The 20,231-nt window shown below is 62.6% G+C and carries 16 protein-coding genes; 2 read left to right on the top strand and 14 right to left on the bottom strand.

Annotation, left to right across the window (positions count from 1 at the left end; genetic code table 11):
• Window positions 1–67 precede the first annotated feature (67 nt).
• Window positions 68–1,045: a dipeptidase gene (locus tag CXK96_RS18665; RefSeq protein WP_101152634.1), complete on the bottom strand. Its 978-nt coding sequence runs from the start codon at window positions 1,043–1,045 to the stop codon at window positions 68–70.
• Window positions 1,046–1,310: 265 nt separating this feature from the next.
• On the opposite strand from CXK96_RS18665, the gene CXK96_RS18660 reads away from it, so the two are divergent.
• The gene (locus CXK96_RS18660; RefSeq protein ID WP_102837931.1) at window positions 1,311–1,775 is read left to right on the top strand and encodes a thioesterase family protein; all 465 of its coding nucleotides are present in this window, start codon (window positions 1,311–1,313) and stop codon (window positions 1,773–1,775) included.
• A gap of 163 nt (window positions 1,776–1,938) precedes the next feature.
• On the opposite strand, the gene fdhA is transcribed toward CXK96_RS18660, so the two are convergent.
• The 8 genes from fdhA to gbcB form a co-directional block, all read right to left on the bottom strand.
• Window positions 1,939–3,138 (bottom strand): formaldehyde dehydrogenase, glutathione-independent, encoded by a 1,200-nt coding sequence (fdhA, locus tag CXK96_RS18655; RefSeq protein ID WP_102837930.1) that lies wholly within the window; start codon window positions 3,136–3,138, stop codon window positions 1,939–1,941.
• Between the two features lie 87 nt (window positions 3,139–3,225).
• On the bottom strand, window positions 3,226–4,083 hold the full coding sequence (gene purU / locus CXK96_RS18650; protein WP_101152638.1) for a formyltetrahydrofolate deformylase: 858 nt from the start codon (window positions 4,081–4,083) through the stop codon (window positions 3,226–3,228).
• A 106-nt stretch (window positions 4,084–4,189) separates the two neighbouring features.
• The gene (locus tag CXK96_RS18645) at window positions 4,190–4,819 is read right to left on the bottom strand and encodes a sarcosine oxidase subunit gamma (protein WP_102837929.1); all 630 of its coding nucleotides are present in this window, start codon (window positions 4,817–4,819) and stop codon (window positions 4,190–4,192) included.
• A gap of 83 nt (window positions 4,820–4,902) precedes the next feature.
• Entirely contained in the window at window positions 4,903–7,935 is a 3,033-nt protein-coding gene (locus tag CXK96_RS18640; protein WP_102837928.1) for a sarcosine oxidase subunit alpha, read from the bottom strand.
• Entirely contained in the window at window positions 7,932–8,258 is a 327-nt protein-coding gene (locus tag CXK96_RS18635; protein ID WP_102837927.1) for a sarcosine oxidase subunit delta, read from the bottom strand. Before CXK96_RS18635 ends, CXK96_RS18640 begins: the two co-directional genes overlap by 4 nt.
• A 56-nt stretch (window positions 8,259–8,314) precedes the next feature.
• Window positions 8,315–9,565 (bottom strand): sarcosine oxidase subunit beta family protein, encoded by a 1,251-nt coding sequence (locus CXK96_RS18630; protein ID WP_102837926.1) that lies wholly within the window; start codon window positions 9,563–9,565, stop codon window positions 8,315–8,317.
• Window positions 9,566–9,686: 121 nt separating this feature from the next.
• Window positions 9,687–10,940, bottom strand: coding sequence for a serine hydroxymethyltransferase (gene glyA, locus CXK96_RS18625; protein WP_102837925.1), 1,254 nt, complete (start codon window positions 10,938–10,940; stop codon window positions 9,687–9,689).
• A gap of 481 nt (window positions 10,941–11,421) precedes the next feature.
• The gene (gbcB, locus tag CXK96_RS18620) at window positions 11,422–12,522 is read right to left on the bottom strand and encodes a glycine-betaine demethylase subunit GbcB (protein ID WP_102837924.1); all 1,101 of its coding nucleotides are present in this window, start codon (window positions 12,520–12,522) and stop codon (window positions 11,422–11,424) included.
• A 395-nt stretch (window positions 12,523–12,917) separates the two neighbouring features.
• Between gbcB and gbcA the strand changes: the two genes are divergently transcribed.
• On the top strand, window positions 12,918–14,207 hold the full coding sequence (gbcA, locus tag CXK96_RS18615; protein ID WP_102837923.1) for a glycine-betaine demethylase subunit GbcA: 1,290 nt from the start codon (window positions 12,918–12,920) through the stop codon (window positions 14,205–14,207).
• Window positions 14,208–14,403: 196 nt separating this feature from the next.
• Here the strand turns inward: gbcA and siaD are convergent, their stop codons facing one another.
• From siaD to ettA, 5 genes are all read right to left on the bottom strand, one after another.
• Window positions 14,404–15,189 carry a biofilm regulation diguanylate cyclase SiaD gene (gene siaD, locus CXK96_RS18610; RefSeq protein ID WP_102837922.1) on the bottom strand — a complete coding sequence of 262 codons (786 nt, stop codon included), beginning with the start codon at window positions 15,187–15,189 and terminating at the stop codon, window positions 14,404–14,406.
• A gap of 9 nt (window positions 15,190–15,198) precedes the next feature.
• Window positions 15,199–15,576, bottom strand: a complete 378-nt coding sequence (siaC, locus tag CXK96_RS18605; protein ID WP_102837921.1) for a biofilm regulation phosphoprotein SiaC — start codon at window positions 15,574–15,576, stop codon at window positions 15,199–15,201.
• A gap of 20 nt (window positions 15,577–15,596) precedes the next feature.
• On the bottom strand, window positions 15,597–16,142 hold the full coding sequence (siaB, locus tag CXK96_RS18600) for a biofilm regulation protein kinase SiaB (RefSeq protein ID WP_102837920.1): 546 nt from the start codon (window positions 16,140–16,142) through the stop codon (window positions 15,597–15,599).
• Between the two features lie 28 nt (window positions 16,143–16,170).
• On the bottom strand, window positions 16,171–18,162 hold the full coding sequence (gene siaA / locus CXK96_RS18595) for a biofilm regulation protein phosphatase SiaA (RefSeq protein ID WP_102837919.1): 1,992 nt from the start codon (window positions 18,160–18,162) through the stop codon (window positions 16,171–16,173).
• A gap of 154 nt (window positions 18,163–18,316) precedes the next feature.
• A complete protein-coding gene (ettA, locus tag CXK96_RS18590; RefSeq protein ID WP_102837918.1) occupies window positions 18,317–19,984 on the bottom strand; it encodes an energy-dependent translational throttle protein EttA in 1,668 nt (555 codons plus the stop codon).
• Window positions 19,985–20,231 lie beyond the last annotated feature (247 nt).

Genomic DNA, 20,231 nt, shown 5'->3' with positions numbered 1-20,231 from the left:
GATGAGCCTTGGCGAGACCGCTGAGGGCGATGCCGCTATTGGTGCGCGCGGCGGGCTCCGGTATTCGTCATTCGCCCCAGACGTCCTTGAGGACCCGTACCCAGTTTTCGCCCATCACCTTGCGCACGGTGCGCTCGGGCATGCCGCGCTTGAGCAGGGTCTCGGTGAGGTTGGGGAATTCGCCCACGGTGCGGATGCCCAGCGGGTTGACGATCTTGCCGAAGCGCGTCAGGCGGCGTGCATAACCCTTGTCATGGGTCAGCCACTCGAAGAAGTTCTGGTCGTGGCCCTGGGTGAAGTCGGTGCCGATGCCGATGGCGTCTTCGCCAACGATGTTCATCACGTACTCGATGGCTTCGGCATAGTCGTCGATGGTCGAGTCGATGCCCTTGGCCAGGAAGGGCGCGAACATGGTCACGCCGACGAAACCGCCGTGGTCGGCGATGAACTTCAGCTCTTCGTCGGACTTGTTGCGCGGGTGCTCTTTCAGGCCGGATGGCAGGCAGTGCGAGTAGCAGACCGGTTTTTCCGATGCGAGGATGACTTCCTCGCTGGTCTTGCTGCCGACGTGGGAGAGGTCGCACATGATGCCGACGCGGTTCATCTCGGCGACGACTTCATGCCCGAACCCGGACAGCCCGCCGTCGCGCTCGTAGCAGCCGGTGCCGACCAGGTTCTGGGTGTTGTAGCACATCTGCACGATGCCGACGCCGAGCTGCTTGAACACTTCGACGTAGCCGAGCTGGTCCTCGAAGGCGTGGGCGTTCTGGAAGCCGAACAGGATGCCTGTCTTGCCCAGTTCCTTGGCTTTGCGGATGTCGGCGGTGGTGCGCACCGGCATCACCAGGTCGCTGTTTTCGCGGATCAGCTTCTGGCTGGCGGCGATGTTGTTGACTGTGGCCTGGAACCCTTCCCATACCGAGACGGTGCAGTTGGCGGCCGTCAAACCACCCTTGCGCATGTCCTCGAACAGTTCGCGGTTCCATTTGGCGATGATCAGGCCGTCAATGACGATGCTGTCAGCGTGCAGTTCGGTTGGGTTCATCAGGTAACTCCCCAGTGCGGCTCATCGAATCGTTTGTCGATGCTTGGCGGCAGCTTATCCCTGGGGGGGATGTCGTCCCGATGCAAAAACGACTGGGGTATTGCTCAAAACGTCAACACGCGATAACCAGGCCGCTGGGGCAGCCATAGTGCTGATCCCGGCGCACGCCGCGGCGACCGGCTATCGGCTACAGCGCGGCCGGCAGGCCATTTTCGGCACATTGGTCGCGCTCGGAATACACCGACTCAACAAAGGACACCCTCGGATGCTCACGACCTATCGCACCCCAATCCGGCCCGAGTGGGTCGATTACAACAATCACCTGCGCGACGCCTTCTACCTGCTGATCTTCAGCTTTGCCACGGATGCGCTGATGGATCGGATCGGCCTCGACCAGGCCGGGCGCGAGCGCAGCGGGCACACGCTGTATACCCTCGAGTGCCATCTGAACTACGTGGCCGAGGTCAAGCTTGGGGCGGAGGTAGAGGTGCGTACGCAGCTGCTGAATCATGACCGCAAGCGGCTGCAGGTCTACCACGGTCTTTATCGGGCTGGTGAGAACAGCCTGCTGGCAGCCAACGAGCAGATGCTGATCAACATCGATCGACAGGCAGGCCGCTCGGCGCCGTTCGACGAGGCGGTGCTGGCGCAGGTGCAGGCGTTGCATGAGGCGCAGCAGGACTTGCCTAAGCCCGTTCACATCGGTCGGATCATCGGCTTGCCTGGCTGAGGGCGGAAGAGGGCGATCAGGCGTGCAGCGGCACCTATGCCTCGGCCGCGCTGAAACGCTGGCGAAATGCTCACCAAAAAAGGGGGAGCCAAAGGCTCCCCAAAGTGCTCAACATCAGAGTCCTGCGGCCGACCCGCAAGACGAAACAACTGCTGACGACGGATCAGGCGGCGCTGAACATCTTGTGCGGGTCGATGACGAATTTCTTCGGCACGCCGGCATCGAACTCGCCGTAGCCCTGAGGCGCCTGGTCCAGGCTGATTACCTGCACGCCTACCACTTCGGCGATGTTGATGCGGTCCCACATGATTGCCTGCATCAGGGCGCGGTTGTATTTCATGACCGGAGTCTGGCCAGTGTGGAAGCTATGCGACTTGGCCCAGCCGAGACCGAAACGGATGCTCAGTGCGCCCATCTTGGCTGCGGCGTCCACGGCGCCCGGATCTTCGGTGACGTACAGACCGGGAATACCGATCTTGCCCGCAACGCGAACCACACCCATCAGCGAGTTGAGCACAGTGGCCGGAGCCTCGTGCTTGGCGCCTTCATGGCCATGGCCACGCGCTTCGAAGCCTACGCAGTCAACCGCGCAGTCGACTTCCGGCTCGCCCAGCAGGGCGGCGATCTGCTCGTGCAGCGGAGTATCCAGCGACAGGTCGGCGATCTCGAAACCCTGCGCCTTGGCGTGAGCCAGACGGGCTGCGTTGAGGTCACCGACGATGACCACTGCAGCGCCCAGCAGGCGCGCCGAAGCGGCAGCCGCCAGACCGACCGGGCCGGCGCCAGCGATGTACACCGAGCTGCCTGGGCCGACGCCGGCGGTAACCGCGCCGTGGTAGCCAGTGGGCAGGATGTCCGACAGGCAGGTCAGGTCGCGGATCTTTTCCATCGCTTTGTCGCGATTGGGCAGCTTGAGCAGGTTGAAGTCGGCGTAGGGGACCAGCACGTATTCGGCCTGGCCGCCGGTCCAGTCACCCATGTCGACATAGCCGTAAGCACCGCCGGCACGCGCCGGGTTCACGGTCAGGCAGACGCCGGTGTGCTGTTCCTTACAGGAACGGCAACGGCCGCAGGCAACGTTGAACGGAACCGAGACCAGGTCGCCGATCTGCAGGTGCTCGACATCGCTGCCTTTCTCGATGACTTCCCCGGTGATCTCGTGACCGAGCACCAGGCCGACCTGGGCGGTAGTGCGGCCGCGCACCATGTGCTGGTCCGAGCCGCAAATGTTGGTGGAAACGACGCGCAGGATCACTCCGTGCTCGATCTTGCGCCCGCGGGGGTCCTGCATCTTCGGATAGTCGATTTTCTGGACTTCGACCTTGCCTGCGCCGAGGTAAACGACGCCACGATTGTCAGCCATCTGCCTTTCTCCTTTGTTTTTGTGAATACAAGGCGCGACGGGAGGTCACGCGGGCTTGTAGTGGAGCTATGAAATTGCGACCGGGACCTACAGCACCACCGTTCGGTTGGCGTGCAGGAATACCCGGCGTTCGAGGAAATAGCCGACCGCCTTGGCCAGGGTCAGGCATTCGATGTCGCGGCCCTTGGCGATCAGGTCTTCGGGATAGTGAGTGTGGTCCACCGGCTCGACGCCCTGGGCGATGATCGGCCCTTCGTCGAGGTCGTTGTTGATGAAGTGCGCAGTGGCGCCGACCAGCTTGACGCCTTTCTGGTAGGCCTGATGGTAGGGCTTGGCGCCCTTGAAACCGGGCAGCAACGAGTGGTGAATGTTGATGGCGCGGCCATCGAGCGTGCGGCACAACTCGGGGGAGAGCACCTGCATGTAGCGGGCGAGCACTACAAGCTCCGCGCCGCTATCCTCGATCACCTGCAGCACCTGACGCTCCTGCGCCTGCTTGTCGCGCGGATCGAGCGGGAAGTGGTGATAGGGAATGCCATGCCAGCGCGCCAGGGGCTCGAGATCCGGGTGGTTGGAGACAACTGCAGCGATCTCCATCGGCAGCTGGCCGATGCGCTGGCGGTAGAGCAGATCGTTCAGGCAGTGATCGGACTTGGACACCATGATCACCACCTTGGCCCGGTAGCCCGGCGGTGTCAGCTCGGTGTGCATCCCGAAGGGCGTGACACGCTCGACCAGCCCGGCGCGGAACTGCGACTCGTCGAATCCCTCCGGCGCGCGAAATTCGACGCGGATGAAGAATCGGCTGACCAGACGATCATCGAAACTGTGGTGCTCGGTGACGTAGCAGCCCTGTTCGAAGAGGTAGCGGGTCACCACATCGACCGTGCCGAGCAGGCTCGGACTGTGTGCGGTAAGGATCCAGGTGTCGGGCGTGCGGCTCATGGTTATCTCCCAAGCGGGGCGGGCATCGGTGGGCGTGTGGCTCACGCGTCAGCCGTCCCTTTCTGGTTGGCCGGGGTGGACGAGCGCGTCGGCCACCCCGGCGACATCACGCCTCGATCGCCATCCCGTACTCGGCGCTGGCATCCTGCAACCAGAGCCAGATGTAGTCGGCGAAGCTGCGGCGCACCAGCAGTTCCCAGACTTCCTCACCGGTACGCCGGATCACCAGCTGGCTCTTGGCGAAATGGGTGCCCACGGCCTTGCCCACCGGGAAGTTGCTCGGGTGCACGTCGTAGGGTGTCGACTTCATCAGCAGCTCGCGGGCCTTTTCCCCGGAGAGCTCGATCAGGGTTTGCCCGCCGCTGACATTGACCACCTGGATGTGCTGGCCGGCCAGCGCGTCGCGCAGGCGCTGTTCGGTGGCGAATTCCTCGCCCTGCGGAACGATCAGCAGCCACTCGTCCGGGCCCATCCACTGCAGCGAGGTCTCGCCGTTGGCCACCAGCGTCAGTGCGACCGGCAGTTCCATTCCGAGCGCCTGGTTAACGCCTTTGACGAAGGCCGGGTCGTGGGCGTCGCCGCGCAAGGTCAGGTGCCCGCGCAGCTTCTTTTCCCGCAGGCGAATGCCGGCGCCAGCACGGCCCTTGCCGACCAGCTCTTTCAGGCCGGCGTGGTGCAACGGCGATTGCCCCTGGATGTTGTCCGGGCGTTGTTTGTACACGTTCACTGCAGTCATGGTTTACCTGCCTGGCGCCGTGCGGCGCCGTAGAATTCCGGGTGTACCGAGCGTGAGGCTGGCGCGCCAGCCTCACGTTCACCTCACACGTTCTGCCGCTCGCCTTTCGGGTCGTAGAACACCGAGCTGACGATCTCCGCTTCGATCACGCTGCCATCGACCAGCGGTGCGTAGACTCGCTCGCCGATGCGCTTGAGGCCGCCCTTGACCAGGGCCATGGCGAAGGAATAACCCATGGCCGCGCTCATGTAGCTGGAGGTCACGTGGCCCACCATGGTCATCGGGATGGGCTGCTTGGGATCGAATACCAGCTGCGCGCCCTCGGGCAGTACCTTCTTCGGATCAAGCGGCTTCAGACCGACCAGCTGCTTGCGGTTTTCCTTGAGGCAATCCTCACGGTTCATGCCACGCCAGCCGATCCAGGAGAATGGCTTGGTACGGCCTACACACCAGCCCATGTTCAGGTCGTCCGGGGTCACCGAGCCATCGGTGTCCTGACCGACGATGATGAAGCCCTTCTCGGCGCGCAGGACGTGCATGGTCTCGGTGCCGTAAGGCGTCAGGCCGTGTTTCTTGCCTGCCTCGATGACCTGCTCCCACACATCCAGCGCATAGTCGGCCTGGACGTTGACTTCGTAGCTCAGCTCACCGGTGAAGGAGATGCGGAAGACCCGTGCTGGCACGCCGCCTACCTTGCCTTCCTTCCAGGTCATGAACGGGAACGCGTCCTTGTCCAGGTCGATGTCGGTGACCTCGGCCAGCAGCTTGCGGCTGTTGGGGCCGGTCAGGGTCATGGTCGCCCAGTGGTCAGTGACTGAAGTGAAGTACACCTTCAGCTCAGGCCACTCGGTCTGGTGGTAGATCTCCAGCCATTCCATCACCCGTGCCGCACCGCCGGTGGTGGTGGTCATCACGAAGTGGTTGTCGGCCAGACAAGCGGTCACGCCGTCGTCGAAGACCATGCCGTCTTCTTTGCACATCAGGCCGTAACGGGCCTTGCCCACATCCAGCTTGGTCCAGGCGTTGGTATAGACGCGGTTGAGGAACTCGCGTGCGTCCGGACCCTGGATGTCGATCTTGCCAAGGGTCGAGGCGTCGAGGATGCCCACCGCGTTACGCACGGCCAGGCATTCGCGGGCCACGGCGGCATGCAGGTCTTCGCCCTTCTTGGGGAAATACCAGGGGCGCTTCCACTGACCGACGTCTTCAAACTCGGCGCCATTCTTGAGGTGCCAGGCCTGCATGGCGGTGTAACGCTTGGGCTCGAACAGCTCGTAGGTGTGAGGACCGGCGACCGCACCGAAGGTAATCGGCGTGTAGTTCGGCCGGAACATCGTGGTGCCCATCTCGGCGATGCTGATGCCCATCGAATGGGCGGCAATGGCCAGACCATTGATGTTGCCGAGCTTGCCCTGGTCAGTACCGAAGCCCAGTGCGGTGTAGCGCTTGACGTGCTCGACCGACTCGAAGCCTTCGCGGGTAGCGATCTTGATACCGGCCGCGGTGACATCGTTCTGCAGGTCGACGAACTGCTTGGGCGCACGCTCGGTAGATTTGTCGTGCGGGACCTGGAACAGCGCGACGCTGGCTTCCTCGACGCGTTGTTCGGCCTGCGGCACGCTGCCGCTGACTGCCTTGAAGCCGGTCTCGGCAGCCGCTGTGGCGCCCGCTTCGAAGCCGTCGGCGAGCGCATCGCCAAGGGCGAACACGCCATTCACTGCGCCAGCGCAGGTGCGCTGCTGGAAGCCCTCGCCGGGCACGAAGGCCAGGAGGTCTTCACGCCAGACCGGACGACCGCCAAGGTGCGAGGCCAGGTGGACCACCGGACTGTAGCCGCCGGAGCTGGCGATCAGATCGCAATCGATCACTTCGCCCTGGCTGACGACCTTGTGGCTGGCCAGGTCGATGGCGCAGATGCGCGCCCCGGTGACCCGCTTGCTGCCGCGCGCTTCGACCACCGCGCTGCCGGCAAGAATGCGAACGCCACGACGACGTGCTTCCTCGACCCAGGCACCCTTTGGATTGCTGCGTGCATCGGCCACCGCAGCCACTTGTTGGCCTGCGTCCAGCCAGTCGAGCACTGCCCGGTAGGCGTAGTCGTTGTTGGTCGACAGTACCAGCTGGCGGCCGGGGATCACGCCGTAGCGGCGCACATAGGTGGAGACTGCATCGGCGAGCATGTTGCCGGGCACATCGTTGTTCGAATACACCAACGGACGCTCATGAGCTCCCGTGGCCAGCACGACGCGCTTGGCTCTAACGCGGTGCATGCGCTGACGAATCATCCGTTGGCCCAAGGCACCCTTGGGCGCGACTTCACCGAGGTGGTCGGTCAAACGCTGATGAATGGTCAGGAAGTTGTGGTCGTGATAGCCGTTCACGGTGGAGCGGGGAAGCAGCGTCACTTCCGGCATTTTTTCCAGTTCAGCAATCACGCCGGCAGCCCATTCAGCGGCTGGCTTGCCGTCCAGGGTCTCGCGGGTGGCGAGCAGGCTGCCGCCGAACTCTTCCTGTTCGTCGGCCAGGATCACGCGGGCGCCACTGCGACCGGCGGCCAACGCGGCTGCCAGTCCAGCCGGGCCAGCACCGACTACCAAAACATCGCAATGCTGGTTGAGGTGATCGTAGCGGTCAGGATCGTTTTCCGTGGGCGCGCGGCCCAGACCAGCGGCTTTACGAATGTACTTCTCGTAGGTCAGCCAGAGGTTCTGCGGGTACATGAAGGTCTTGTAGTAGAACCCGGGCGGCATCATTCCGCCGCCGACCTTGCCGAGAATGCCCATCAGGTCGGTGTTGACGCTCGGCCAGCCGTTCACGCTGCTGGCGGTCAGACCTGGGTACAGCGCCTGCTGCGTGGCACGGATGTTCGGGATCTGCGCCGCTTCGGTGCTACCGATCTGCAGCACGGCATTAGGCTCTTCGGAACCGGCGGCAACGATGCCGCGCGGACGCGAGTACTTGAAGCTGCGGCCGACCACGTCGACACCGTTGGCCAGCAACGCGGCGGCCAGGCTGTCACCGGCGTAGCCCTGATAGGTCTCGCCATTGAAGGTGAAGGTCAGGGGCCGGTTACGGTCGATGCGGCCGCCCTGGGAAAGACGATTGACCTGGCTCATGCCTTTACTCCTTGCTCGGCAGCCTTCTTCGAGGCGAGCGATGCCTCGGTGACGCTGGGCTGTTCGCCGATCTTGTAAGTCTCGAGAATTGCGTAGCTCACCGTGTGACGGGTGACGTTGAAGTATTGGCGGCAACCGGCCGCGTGGATCCACAGCTCGTGGTGGATGCCGCGCGGGTTGTCGCGGAAGAACAGGTACTCGCCCCATTCCTCATCGGTGCAGGCGTTCGGGTCCAGCGGGCGGGGGATGTGGGCCTGGCCGCCCGCGTGGAACTCTTCTTCGGAGCGCAATTCGCCACAGTGAGGGCAGAAAATATGCAGCATGGTCGGGTACCTCCAGAAAACCTACATCCCTCCGCCGTCGGCGGAGGGGCACAAAATCAGTGTGCGACCCCAGCCGCGCCGTGTTCGTCGATCAGCGCGCCGTTGTAGAAACGCTCGATCGAAAACGCCTTGGCCAGCGGGTGCATCTCGCCCTTGGCCAGGCTGGCGGCAAAGACGTGACCCGAGCCCGGCGTGGCCTTGAAGCCGCCGGTACCCCAACCGCAGTTGAAGAACAGGTTCTTGACCGGTGTCTTGGCGATGATCGGGCAGGCGTCCGGAGTGGTGTCGACGATGCCGCCCCACTGGCGGTTCATGCGCACCCGCGAGAGGATCGGGAACATCTCGACGATCGCCTGCAGGGTGTGCTCGATGGTGGGGTAGGAGCCCCGCTGGCCGTAGCCGACGTAGCTGTCGATGCCGGCGCCGATGACCAGGTCGCCCTTGTCCGACTGGCTGATGTAGCCATGCACGGCGTTGGACATGATCACGGTATCGATGATCGGCTTGATCGGCTCGGAGACCAGCGCCTGCAGCGGGTGCGACTCGAGCGGCAGGCGGAAGCCGGCCAGCTTGGCCATGTGCCCGGAGTTACCGGCCGTGACCACGCCGACGCGCTTGCCGCCGATAAAGCCCTTGTTGGTTTCCACGCCGATGCACACGCCGTTTTCCTTGCGGAAGCCGATCACTTCGGTCTGCTGGATCAGGTCGACGCCCAGGGCGTCGGCGGCGCGGGCATAACCCCAGGCCACTGCGTCGTGACGGGCGACGCCGCCGCGGCGCTGCAGCGAGGCGCCGAGGATCGGATAACGGGTGTTCTTCGAGCAGTCCAGGTAAGGGATCATCTCCGCCACCTGACGGGAATCGACCACTTCACCGTCGATGCCGTTGAGGCGGTTGGCGCTGACCCGGCGCTCGATGTCGCGCATGTCCTGCAGGGTGTGACCGAGGTTGAACACGCCGCGCTGGGAAAACATCACGTTGTAGTTGATGTCCTGGGACAGGCCTTCCCACAGCTTCATCGCGTGTTCATAGAGACGTGCCGATTCGTCCCACAGGTAGTTGGAACGAACGATGGTGGTGTTGCGCGCGGTGTTGCCACCGCCCAACCAGCCTTTCTCGATGACGGCGACGTTCTTTACGCCGAACTGCTTCGCCAGGTAGTACGCCGTGGCCAGACCATGGCCGCCACCGCCGACGATGACCACATCGTAGACTGGCTTGGGCTTGGGGTTGCGCCACATGCGCTGCCAGTTTTCGTGATGGCTGAATGAGTGCTTGAGCAGGCCGAAGCCGGAATAACGTTGCATGTCGAATGCTCCTGGAAAAACGACCGCCTCGAAGCGGTTTTGCGACTCGTAGCGGGGTCACCCCCTCAGCGATCCACCAACAACTGGCGGTGGAAGGCAGCAGCGCCTTCCACCTTTCGAATCAGCGATACACCGGGTAGTCGGCGCACAGCCCTGCGACCTGGCGAGCCACCTGGGCCTCGACATCGTCATCACCGAGGTGATCGAGGATGTCGCAGATCCAGCCCGCGAGCTCGACGCTCTGGTCTTCCTTGAGTCCGCGGGTGGTGATGGCTGGTGTGCCGATCCGCAGCCCGGATGTGACGAAGGGTGATTGCGGGTCGTTGGGTACGGCGTTCTTGTTGACGGTGATGCCGGTGCGCCCGAGTGCCGCGTCCGCATCCTTACCGGTGATGCCCTGCTTGATCAGGCTGACCAGGAACAGGTGGTTGTCGGTGCCGCCCGAGACCACGTCGTAGCCGCGCTCGATGAACACCTTGGCCATGGCCTTGGCGTTGTTGATCACCTGCTGCTGGTATTCCTTGAACTCAGGCTCCAGGGCTTCCTTGAAGCACACGGCCTTGGCTGCGATGACGTGCATCAGCGGACCGCCCTGGGCGCCCGGGAAGACCGCGGCGTTGAGCTTCTTCTCGATGACCGGGTTGGACTTGGCCAGGATCAGGCCGCCACGTGGGCCTCGCAGGGTCTTGTGCGTGGTGGTGGTGACCACGTCGGCGAACGGAATCGGGTTCGGGTACAGGCCGGCCGCGACCAGGCCCGCCACGTGCGCCATGTCGACGAACAGCAGCGCCCCGACCTTGTCGGCGATGGCGCGGAAACGTGGGAAATCCAGAGTCTTCGAGTAGGCAGAGAAGCCGGCAACGATCATCTTCGGCTTGCTCTCGACCGCCAGGCGCTCGACCTCGTCGTAATCGATCAGGCCGGTATCGGTGTCGATGCCGTACTGAACGGCGTTGTACAGCTTGCCGGACGAGCTGACCTTGGCGCCGTGCGTCAGGTGGCCGCCATGAGCCAGGCTCATGCCGAGAATGGTGTCGCCTGCGTTGAGCAGCGCCAGGTAGACGGCGCTGTTGGCCGAGGAGCCCGAATGCGGCTGGACGTTGGCGAAATCGGCGCCGAACAGCTCTTTGGCGCGATCGATGGCCAGCTGCTCGACCTTGTCGACGTGCTCGCAACCACCGTAGTAACGCTTGCCCGGATAGCCTTCGGCGTACTTGTTGGTCAGCCCGCTGCCCTGGGCCTGCATCACGCGCTTGCTGGTGTAGTTCTCCGAGGCGATCAGTTCGATGTGATGTTCCTGACGCTCTTCCTCGGCATCCATCGCCGCCAGAAGTACGTCGTCATAGCCCTGGATTTTGTCTTGCTTGCTGAACATCGCGGATCTCCTAAAGGCGCAACGGCGCCATTCGCCTCGGTGAAGGCCTTGGTGTGTCTGGATGCGATGGTAGGGCTGGGCCTTGGTGGGAAGATGCCTGCCTGCGTCTTGCGGGAGTTCGTTTGCGACATGCTGTCGTCGCTCTCGGAAATCTCGCGCAAGTAATCGGTCGCGCGCGCCGGCTGGCCGTTTGCGCACGCCGATTGCGCAGCGCAGAAGTCGCTTGCGCGTTGGGCAGAATGAAGTAAAGCAGGGGCGACAAGGGTCGCGACGGGGCGATGATGAGATGTCGGAGGGGCCGGTTGCGAGGTGATGCGCTGGCTGTGGCTGGCAAATCAGCCAGTCGAGCAGGTCGCTTCTCAGTTAGTCGACATGCGAGATGAGCCGGCGCTACGCGGCCTGTGAATTGCGGCGTAGCGCCCGACGCAGGTGGCGCTGGGGATGCTGCACGGGGGACTGGCTCCGCCCGTGCAGCCCTGGCTCAGTAGTCGATGACCACGTCGCCCTGTGGCACGCTGCAGCACGACAGGATGTAGCCCTCGGCCACGTCTTCATCGGTGATGCCGCCGTTGTGCTCCATGACCACCTCGCCGGAGGTCTTCAATACCTTGCAGGTACCGCAGATGCCCATACCACAGGCCTTGGGAATGTGCAGGCCGAGCTGTGCGGCAGCCGAGTGGACGGTGTCGCGCGGGCCGACGCGAATGCTCTTGCCGGTCGCGGTGAACTCCACCTGATTCAGGTCGGCTAGCGGTACGTCGGGCGCCTCGGCTGCCTGTTCGGCCAGTTCCTTGACGTCTTCGCGCACGTCTGCCGGCGTCGCACCGAAAGACTCCTCGTGATAGTGCTGCATGTCAAAGCCATTAGCCTGCAGCAGTCGCTTGACCGCGTTCATGTACGGGGTCGGGCCGCAGCAGAAGATTTCCCGGTCGGCGAAGTCCGGCGCGATCAGCTCCAGCATGCGCTGGTCGAGGTAGCCGCGATAACCGGCCCAGGCCTCGCCCATGCCGTGTTTCTCGCAAATGATGTGCAGGCTGAAGTTGTTGACCCGCGAGGCCATGTGCTCCAACTCGCGGTGAAAGATGATGTCCTTTGGCGAGCGGGCGCTGTGGACGAACACCATGTCGACGTTGGCGTTGGTGTCGAAGTACCAGCGGGCCATCGACATGACCGGTGTGATACCGACGCCACCGGACAGAAACAGGGCTCTCTCTGTAGGAAAGTCGATGGCGTTGAACAGCCCGACCGGGCCGTGCACCGGTAGCTGGTCACCCTCACTGAGGTTGTCGTGCAGCCAGTTGGATACCTTGCCGCCGGGGATGCGCTTGATCGTCACCGAGAAGCTGTAAGGCACCGAGGGTGAGCTGGCGATGGTGTAGGAACGCATCACCTGCTGCCCTTCGATTTCAAGCTCGAGGGTCACGAACTGGCCCGGCTTGAAAAAGTACATGATGGGTTGATCGGACATGAAACAGAAGGTGCGGACATCCCAGGTTTCCTGGATCACCTTCACGCAGCGCACCAGATGGCGGCCGTTGGTCCATGTCTGGGTATTGACCGGATTGAGGAAATTACTGGACATGCTCACCTCGATTGCGCGCTGCTACATCGACCCGTTGGGCCCCTTTTCCGGGACTGCGACTCCACGCCGCATAGCCCTTATGGCACAGAATTGTGCGTAACACGCCGCGGCGTCACTTACCTACCCGCGACATCGGCATGCTTATCGCGACCAGGTCGATGTCATGGGCGTTTGCGCGTCGGAAACGGATGCGCGCCTGTCGCCCGTGGATAAGGTTTGCCTGTTGCGCCGCGACACACTCGGTCCCAGCCGAGCAGGGGGTGATTCGCTGGAGCCGCTTCTCTATTTGACGGCGCTGATGCCGTCCGGCTCGCCGCCTTGCGTCGTAACCGAATAGCCACTTTTGTCGCCAGCCACAGACGCCTGCAAGGCGCGGCCGGCTTGAGGAGCAACCGATGGATGTCACTTCCAACCTGAGCCTGGGCGATCCACTCGAAGCCGCGCGCAAAGCCACGGCCGAGATGTTGCAGGCACGCGAGCCGAATTTTTCTCTGGCGCAGCCGTTCTATAGCGATGAACGGCTGTTCCAGATCGACATGCAGGAGATCTTCCATAAAGAATGGTTGATCGCCGGCATGACCTGCGAAATACCCGCCAAGGGCAATTTCCTGACTTTACAGATCGGCACTAACCCGATTCTGGTTATCCGCGGTGCGGAAGGTGCGGTCCATGCCTTCCATAACGTCTGTCGCCATCGTGGTTCACGGCTGTGCACCAGCGACAAGGGCAAGGTTGCCAAGCTGGTCTGCCCCTACCATCAGTGGACCTACGAGCTGGACGGTCGGCTGCTGTTCGCCGGCACCGAGATGGGCGCTGACTTCGATCTCAACCAGTACGGGTTGAAGCCGGTGCAGTGCAAGACGGCTGGCGGCTACATCTTCATCTCCCTGGCCGAGAACCCGCCAGCGATCGACGACTTCCTGGCCACCCTGTCGCATTACATGGAACCGTACGACATGGAGAACACCAAGGTGGCGGTGCAGAGCACCCTGGTGGAAAAGGCCAACTGGAAGCTGGTGCTGGAAAACAACCGCGAGTGCTACCACTGCAACGGCGCGCATCCGGAATTGCTCAATACCTTGCTGGAGTGGGACGACGTCACCGATCCACGGGCCAGCCAGGCGTTCAAGGATCACGTTGCCGATTCCGCCGCCAAGTGGGAGGCGGAGAAGATTCCCTATGCCCACGCCAGCTTTGGTTTGCGTAACCGCATCGTGCGCATGCCGTTGCTCAAGGGCACGGTCTCGATGACCATGGACGGCAAGCAGGGTAGCAAGAAGCTCATGGGCCGCATCCAGAACCCCGAGCTCGGCTCCATGCGTATCCTCCATCTGCCGCACTCCTGGAACCACTGCATGGGCGATCACGTGATCGTCTTTACCGTGTGGCCGATCAGCGCGCAGGAGACCATGGTTACCACCAAGTGGATCGTTCACAAGGATGCGGTCGAAGGTGTCGACTACGATGTGGCGCGCCTGCGTCAGGTGTGGGACGCGACCAACGATCAGGACCGTCGCCTCGCCGAAGAGAACCAGCGCGGGATCAACTCGACGGCCTATCAGCCCGGCCCTTACTCGAAGACCTATGAGTTCGGTGTGGTCAACTTCATCGACTGGTACAGCGAGCGCATGCTGAACAACCTCGGCGCTGAGCCTGCGAGCTACCTGAAGCAGATCAACGACTAAGCGCCGGCGTCATCCGGTGACGCGCCCGCTTGCAGGCGGGTGCGTTACCAGTACTTGCTGGGTGCGATGAGATTCATCGCACCGATGTGAACAGAAGGTCGCCAGCGGTATTGCGCTGGGCGATGGGGAACGCCGGGTCGAGCGCAAAACCGGCGTTTTCAGCGACTGAGCGCTGACGATGCAAGGATTTGTACGGTCAGTCCGCCAGCTCGTAGCGGTCCCTGCCGTTGCGCTTGGCGCGCAGCAGTGCCACATCGGCTCGGTTGATGGCGCTGGAGTAGTTCTCATCGTGTCGCAGCTGTGCCATGCCCAGGCTCACCGTTACCGACAGCGAGTCGTCATTGACCCGTACCCGCAGCTTGGCGACGGCTTGACGCAACCGCTCCATTATCCGCACTGCGCTTTCGGTCGAGGTCTCCGGCATCAGCAGGAGGAATTCTTCGCCACCCCAGCGGCCGCAGAGGTCATGCTCGCGGATCTCGGCTTCCATCACCCGCACCACTTCCATCAGCACATTGTCACCAACCTCATGGCCATGGTCGTCATTGATGGCCTTGAAACGGTCGATGTCGACCATGACCACGCACAGGGGCCGTGAATAACGTTTCGCCCGTTCGGTTTCTTCGCGTAGTCGCTCGGTAAGCAAGCGGCGGTTGGCGATGCCGGTGAGGGCGTCATGGGTGGAGGCTTCTTTCAGTGCGACGTTCAGGTCACGCAGCATTGTCTGATAACGATCTGAAATGCGTGCGACCTTTTCCAGCTGTCGCAGCTGCTTGTCGAAACGGGCCGAAAGTGTCATCTCGCGGTCGCGGACGATGCTCTGGTAGCCGTCGGAGACCCGGGCGATTCGCTCGATGCGGTTGAGCAGGCTGTGGTGTGCCTCCCACAGCTGACCCAGCGTTTCATGCAGTGGATGGCCTTGGTTCTCGGGGTCGGACAGCGACTCCAAAACCTGACTTTCCAGCGGATTCTGCCCGCGCATAAGGACCTTCTAATCGTGGCTGAGGATCATGAATGGAAAGGTGCAGTCTTCCTTGAACTCTTCGGCCAGCTCTACCACACGTTCGTTGCGCCGGTCGTAGTGCCAGTTGACGGCCACTCCTTTGCCATCCTGATGGGCCGCTTCGAGCAGGTCGAAGATGTCCATCACGGCTTTGATGCTGCTGGTGTTCAGGTAGAGCAGGTGCAGTTCCAGGCGCAGCGGGCGGCCGGCTTCGGCCAGGTAACGTTCGATCCACTCGATGACCTGATGGAAAAGCTCATAGGAGTTTTCCGGGTAGGAGTCGCCTTGCATGGCGAGCACGCCGTTTTCCCAGTCGGACTGAATGGCGGGCGATGACTGGCTGCCGGCAATGGAGAAATCATTCATGTGCAGTTGGCTCTTGTAAGTCAGATGACCGCGCTCAGGCTGATGAACGAGCGGCCGTTGGCGACGGTTTGCAGCGAGGCTTTCAGCGGTTCGCTGGATTTGCGGGCGATGTCGATCAGGCCGAGTCCTGCGCCGCTGACACTGTTGTCTTCGCGTGGCTTGCGCAATTGTTCTTTGTAACGAGCCTTGAGCTGCGTCTTGTCCAGGCGGGCCAGCTCTTCGATGCTGGCGATCAGCGCTTCGCCGTCCGCGGTCTCGATCAGGTTGCCGGCGGATACCACATAGCGCCCGTCGGCATCGTTGCGGGCGACCACGACTGTCGCGCCGGCCTCCTGATCCGCCCAGTTACGCACCTTGGCGTAATGGCGAATGTTCTGGGTCATCTCGATGTACACGGCAAACACATCCATCGCCGACGACGGGTTGGCATGATCAGCCGCGAGGTAGTTACGCAGCGCGTTGCCGATTTCCTCGATCAGGCTGCGCGAAATCGGGCCGTTGAAGCACAGCATGATCTGCTGTCGGTTGTAGCTTTCGCGCATGGCGAACAGGTCAAGGGTTTCCATGGGGCAACTCGACTCCGGTGAATGGCGCTCAATCGAAACGGAAACACAACATCGTGATGTCGTCACGCTGGGGGTAATCGCCCTGGTATTCGTCCAGGGTGGCTTTGAACGCCGCCCCCTGTTCGTTCATGGGCAGGCGGGCATGACGCAGAATCATATCGGCGAAGCGGCTATTGCCGAAACCATAACCGAGCTCGCCACCTGCCTGATCAAGGAAGCCATCGGTGGCCAGATAGAATGTGCGGCCTGGCTTCAGCCCGACTTCGGCATTCCCGTACTCGCCAACGCGTCGGTCGCCAATGGCGCGGCGTCCGGCCGGCAGCTCCTCGAGGCTTTCGCCATCACTGTAGTAGAGCGCAACCTTGGCGCCAGCGTAGACCACCAGGCGGCGTTCGAAATCGACGTAGGCGAGGCCGACGTCCATGTTGGTGGCGAGTGCCTGTTGGGTCGTGTCGTCGCGCAGCATCCTGCGCACGATGCCGTCAGTGCGCGCAAGAATAGCCGCCGGGTCGTGCAGGCCCGCATCGGCGATGGCCTGTTCGATGGCAGCGTGGGCGAGCATGGTCATCAGGGCGCCGGGCACCCCGTGGCCGGCGCAGTCGACCACGCCGAGCAGACAGCCTTGTTCGGTGGCGCGATAGACATAGAAGTCGCCACCCACCACGTCGCGAGGATGCCAGAGCACCGCGTGGCGCTCATCGAGGTCGGCCACCAGTTGGCGCTTGGGCAGGATGGCGTGCTGGATAAGGCTGGCGTAATCGATCGAGTCCTCTATTTTCTTGTGTGCGGCGGCCATGTCCCGGTTGGCCTGCTGCAGTTCACGCGTGCGTTCGTCGACGCGGCTTTCCAGTTCGCTGGTATGGCTACGGATTTTAAGCGCCATGCTGCGGAAGGCTGCGCTGAGCTCGCCGATCTCGTCGTCCCGATCGGTCGGTAGCGGCGCGTTGTAGTGTCCGGCAGCGATGGCCTGAGCGCTCTTGCGCAGTTGCCGCAACGGGCTAAGTACGCGACGGTCGACCAGCCAGGCACCGGCCGCGATCAGCAATAGCAGTAGCAACAACACAGCACCGAGAGCGGGCAGCAGGGGTCTCAGCTCGATGACTTGCGCGGTTCGTAGATCCACGGCGCTGGCGACGAACCACTGCAGTTCGGGAATCCAGGTCAGCGCCAGCAGGCGGGGCTCACCATCGAGGCTTGCCTCCAATGTGGCCGTCTCGCCAGGGTGTTCGCGGCTGTAGCGCATCGCTTGTCGCAGTGCCTTTGCCTGGTCGATATCGTCGAGCAGGCCGAGCAGGCTGGTGGACAGCGAACGACCTTGCGAGGTGTCGGCGTTCAGCGTCACCAGGTTTTGGTTGGGGTGGACCAGGATCGAGCCGAAGCTATCCAGCACCATCGACTCGACGCCCGTCTTGTCTTCTTCGATGAACTGGGTGACGAACGCGTTCAGGCTGATCCCGGAGCCGACGATGCCGAGCGGGCGGCTGCCATCCCGGACCAGGATGTTGAACCAGATTTTCAGGTCGCCAGTCACGGCCGAGCGGTCGACGTTGAGATGGTAGGGCGCGTCCGAACGCAGGGTGACGTAGAACCACTCGTCTTCTGGCGCGTCGGGCTTCATCTCATAGCGGGGCGCCTCGCTGGGAGGTTGCTGGTCGCCGTTGGAGTAGTAACGGTTGCTCGCTGCGGACGCCGCAAAGTAGGAATGGTCACTCAGCGCGCGCTGATAACCGGCCGCTTCGCGGAAGAACAGCTCACGCTTGGCCGGATCGCTCTCATCGAGCAGCCAGGCGCGAGTGATCTGCGATTCCGCCAGCCGCTGCGCCAGCGCTAGTTCTCGCGTGACCGGTGCAAACAATCGTTCACGGTTGAGCTGAACTACATTGCGCGCATAGGCTTCGCCAAAACGGTTCTGCACGCCTTGCAACGCTTCACGGCCGACCAGTACAGCCACGCCGATTGCCAGCAGGAAGGTCAATAGCAACGCCAGCAGTGATTTGCCGCGTAATCCCAGTGCTGCCATGGTGACCTTGACCTTCCATTGTGATTGCTGCTGACTCTGACACAAAAGTGTCGTGCCCGGCGCCGAAAAAGCGCGATTATCCGGTATTGGGCCAGTTGCCACCAGAGGCGCTTCGCCACACAAAAACGGAGCCTTTCGGCTCCGCTATGGTTTGCTACTGGGCAAGTTTCTTGTATTTCACCCGATGCGGCTGAGAAGCTGCATCGCCGAGGCGCTTCTTGCGATCGGCTTCGTACTCGGTGTAGTTGCCTTCGAAGAATACGATGCTGCCGTCATCCTCATAGGAGAGGATGTGCGTGGCGACACGGTCGAGGAACCAGCGATCGTGGGAGATCACGATGGCCGCGCCAGGGAAGTCCAGCAAGGCCTCTTCCAGCGAACGCAGGGTTTCCACGTCGAGGTCGTTGGAGGGTTCGTCGAGCAGCAGCACGTTGGCGCCTTCCTTCAGCGTCAATGCCAGGTGCAAGCGACCACGCTCACCGCCGGAAAGGTCTTTGACGAACTTCTGCTGGTCGCCGCCTTTGAAGTTGAAGCGCCCCACGTAGGTGCGCGAGGGCACCTCATAGTTGCCGATGCGGATCATGTCGGCGCCATCGGACACCGCTTCCCACACGGACTTGCTGCCATCGAGATCATCGCGGCTCTGGTCGACGCAGGCGACCTGCACCGTGTCGCCGATCTCGATGCTGCCTGAATCCGGCTGCTCCTTGCCCATGATCATGCGGAACAATGTCGACTTGCCTGCGCCGTTGCCGCCGATCACGCCGACGATGGCGCCCTTGGGCATGCTGAACGAAAGGTCGTCGATCAGTACACGGTCGCCGTAGCCCTTGGTCACATTGTGGAAATCGATGACCTTGTCACCCAGACGCGGGCCGGCAGGGATGTAGATTTCGTTGGTCTCGCTGCGCTTCTGGAATTCCTGCGACTGCAGTTCTTCGAAGCGCTGCAGGCGGGCCTTGGATTTCGCCTGGCGGGCCTTGGCGCCCTTGCGCACCCACTCCAGTTCTTCCTTCATGGCTTTTTCGTGGGCCGACTGCTGCTTGGATTCCTGCGCCAGACGGTTGGATTTCGCTTCCAGCCAGCCGGAGTAGTTGCCCTCATAGGGGATGCCCTGGCCGCGGTCGAGCTCGAGAATCCAGCCGGCCACGTTGTCGAGGAAGTAGCGGTCGTGGGTGATCGCGACGACAGTGCCGGTGAAGTCGTGGAGGAAGTGCTCCAGCCAGGCGACCGAGTCGGCGTCCAGGTGGTTGGTCGGCTCATCCAGCAGCAGCATGTCGGGAGCCGACAGCAGCAGACGGCACAGCGCTACGCGGCGCTTCTCACCACCGGACAGGTGCTCGACCTTGGCGTCCCACGGCGGCAAACGCAGGGCGTCGGCGGCGACTTCCAGCTGGCGCTCGAGATTGTGGCCATCGCTGGCCTGCAGGATCGCTTCGAGCTTGGCCTGCTCGGCGGCCAGTTTGTCGAAATCGGCATCGGGCTCGGCGTAGGCGGCGTAGACCTCGTCTAGGCGCGCCTGGGCATCCTTGATGCTGCTGACAGCTTCCTCGACGACTTCGCGAACCGTCTTGTTCGGGTCCAGCTCCGGCTCCTGCGGCAGGTAGCCGACATTCAGCTCGGGCATCGCTCGCGCTTCGCCGTCGAACTCCTTGTCGACCCCGGCCATGATCTTCAACAGGGTGGACTTGCCCGAGCCGTTGAGGCCGAGCACGCCGATCTTGGCGCCCGGGAAGAATGACAGGGAAATGTTCTTGAGGATTTCACGCTTCGGCGGAACGACTTTGCCGAGCCGATGCATGGTGTAGACGTATTGAGCCATGGAGACGAGTGCCCGTGACGAAGGAAAAAGTGAGGCGAATCCCGCCGCCGTGGACGGGTCGAACCGAACTGGCAAAGCTACCGTAATGCACCTGGCAGGGCAAACCGGGACGTCGATCCGATGCTGGCGCTTTGATGGCTCTCAAGGCATTCTTGGCCCCGTTCAGGCGCTGGTTCGGCCCAGCGCTCATTGCCATGCCACTTGGGACTCTCAACGTTTGGTCGATCGACTTCCATCAGCGTCAGCC

Source organism: Stutzerimonas stutzeri, from assembly GCF_002890895.1.
GTDB lineage: Bacteria > Pseudomonadota > Gammaproteobacteria > Pseudomonadales > Pseudomonadaceae > Stutzerimonas > Stutzerimonas stutzeri_AB.
The sequence above is the reverse complement of the archived record's forward strand: the minus strand, read 5'-3'. Positions and strand labels throughout refer to the sequence as shown.

What these genes read in the sequence shown, in the direction of transcription:
- CXK96_RS18665 (WP_101152634.1), bottom strand. Translation starts at nt 1,045, where the DNA reads ATGAACCCAACCGAACTGCACGCTGACAGCATCGTCATTGACGGCCTG.
- CXK96_RS18660 (WP_102837931.1), top strand. Translation starts at nt 1,311, where the DNA reads ATGCTCACGACCTATCGCACCCCAATCCGGCCCGAGTGGGTCGATTAC.
- fdhA (WP_102837930.1), bottom strand. Translation starts at nt 3,138, where the DNA reads ATGGCTGACAATCGTGGCGTCGTTTACCTCGGCGCAGGCAAGGTCGAA.
- purU (WP_101152638.1), bottom strand. Translation starts at nt 4,083, where the DNA reads ATGAGCCGCACGCCCGACACCTGGATCCTTACCGCACACAGTCCGAGC.
- CXK96_RS18645 (WP_102837929.1), bottom strand. Translation starts at nt 4,819, where the DNA reads ATGACTGCAGTGAACGTGTACAAACAACGCCCGGACAACATCCAGGGG.
- CXK96_RS18640 (WP_102837928.1), bottom strand. Translation starts at nt 7,935, where the DNA reads ATGAGCCAGGTCAATCGTCTTTCCCAGGGCGGCCGCATCGACCGTAAC.
- CXK96_RS18635 (WP_102837927.1), bottom strand. Translation starts at nt 8,258, where the DNA reads ATGCTGCATATTTTCTGCCCTCACTGTGGCGAATTGCGCTCCGAAGAA.
- CXK96_RS18630 (WP_102837926.1), bottom strand. Translation starts at nt 9,565, where the DNA reads ATGCAACGTTATTCCGGCTTCGGCCTGCTCAAGCACTCATTCAGCCAT.
- glyA (WP_102837925.1), bottom strand. Translation starts at nt 10,940, where the DNA reads ATGTTCAGCAAGCAAGACAAAATCCAGGGCTATGACGACGTACTTCTG.
- gbcB (WP_102837924.1), bottom strand. Translation starts at nt 12,522, where the DNA reads ATGTCCAGTAATTTCCTCAATCCGGTCAATACCCAGACATGGACCAAC.
- gbcA (WP_102837923.1), top strand. Translation starts at nt 12,918, where the DNA reads ATGGATGTCACTTCCAACCTGAGCCTGGGCGATCCACTCGAAGCCGCG.
- siaD (WP_102837922.1), bottom strand. Translation starts at nt 15,189, where the DNA reads ATGCGCGGGCAGAATCCGCTGGAAAGTCAGGTTTTGGAGTCGCTGTCC.
- siaC (WP_102837921.1), bottom strand. Translation starts at nt 15,576, where the DNA reads ATGAATGATTTCTCCATTGCCGGCAGCCAGTCATCGCCCGCCATTCAG.
- siaB (WP_102837920.1), bottom strand. Translation starts at nt 16,142, where the DNA reads ATGGAAACCCTTGACCTGTTCGCCATGCGCGAAAGCTACAACCGACAG.
- siaA (WP_102837919.1), bottom strand. Translation starts at nt 18,162, where the DNA reads ATGGCAGCACTGGGATTACGCGGCAAATCACTGCTGGCGTTGCTATTG.
- ettA (WP_102837918.1), bottom strand. Translation starts at nt 19,984, where the DNA reads ATGGCTCAATACGTCTACACCATGCATCGGCTCGGCAAAGTCGTTCCG.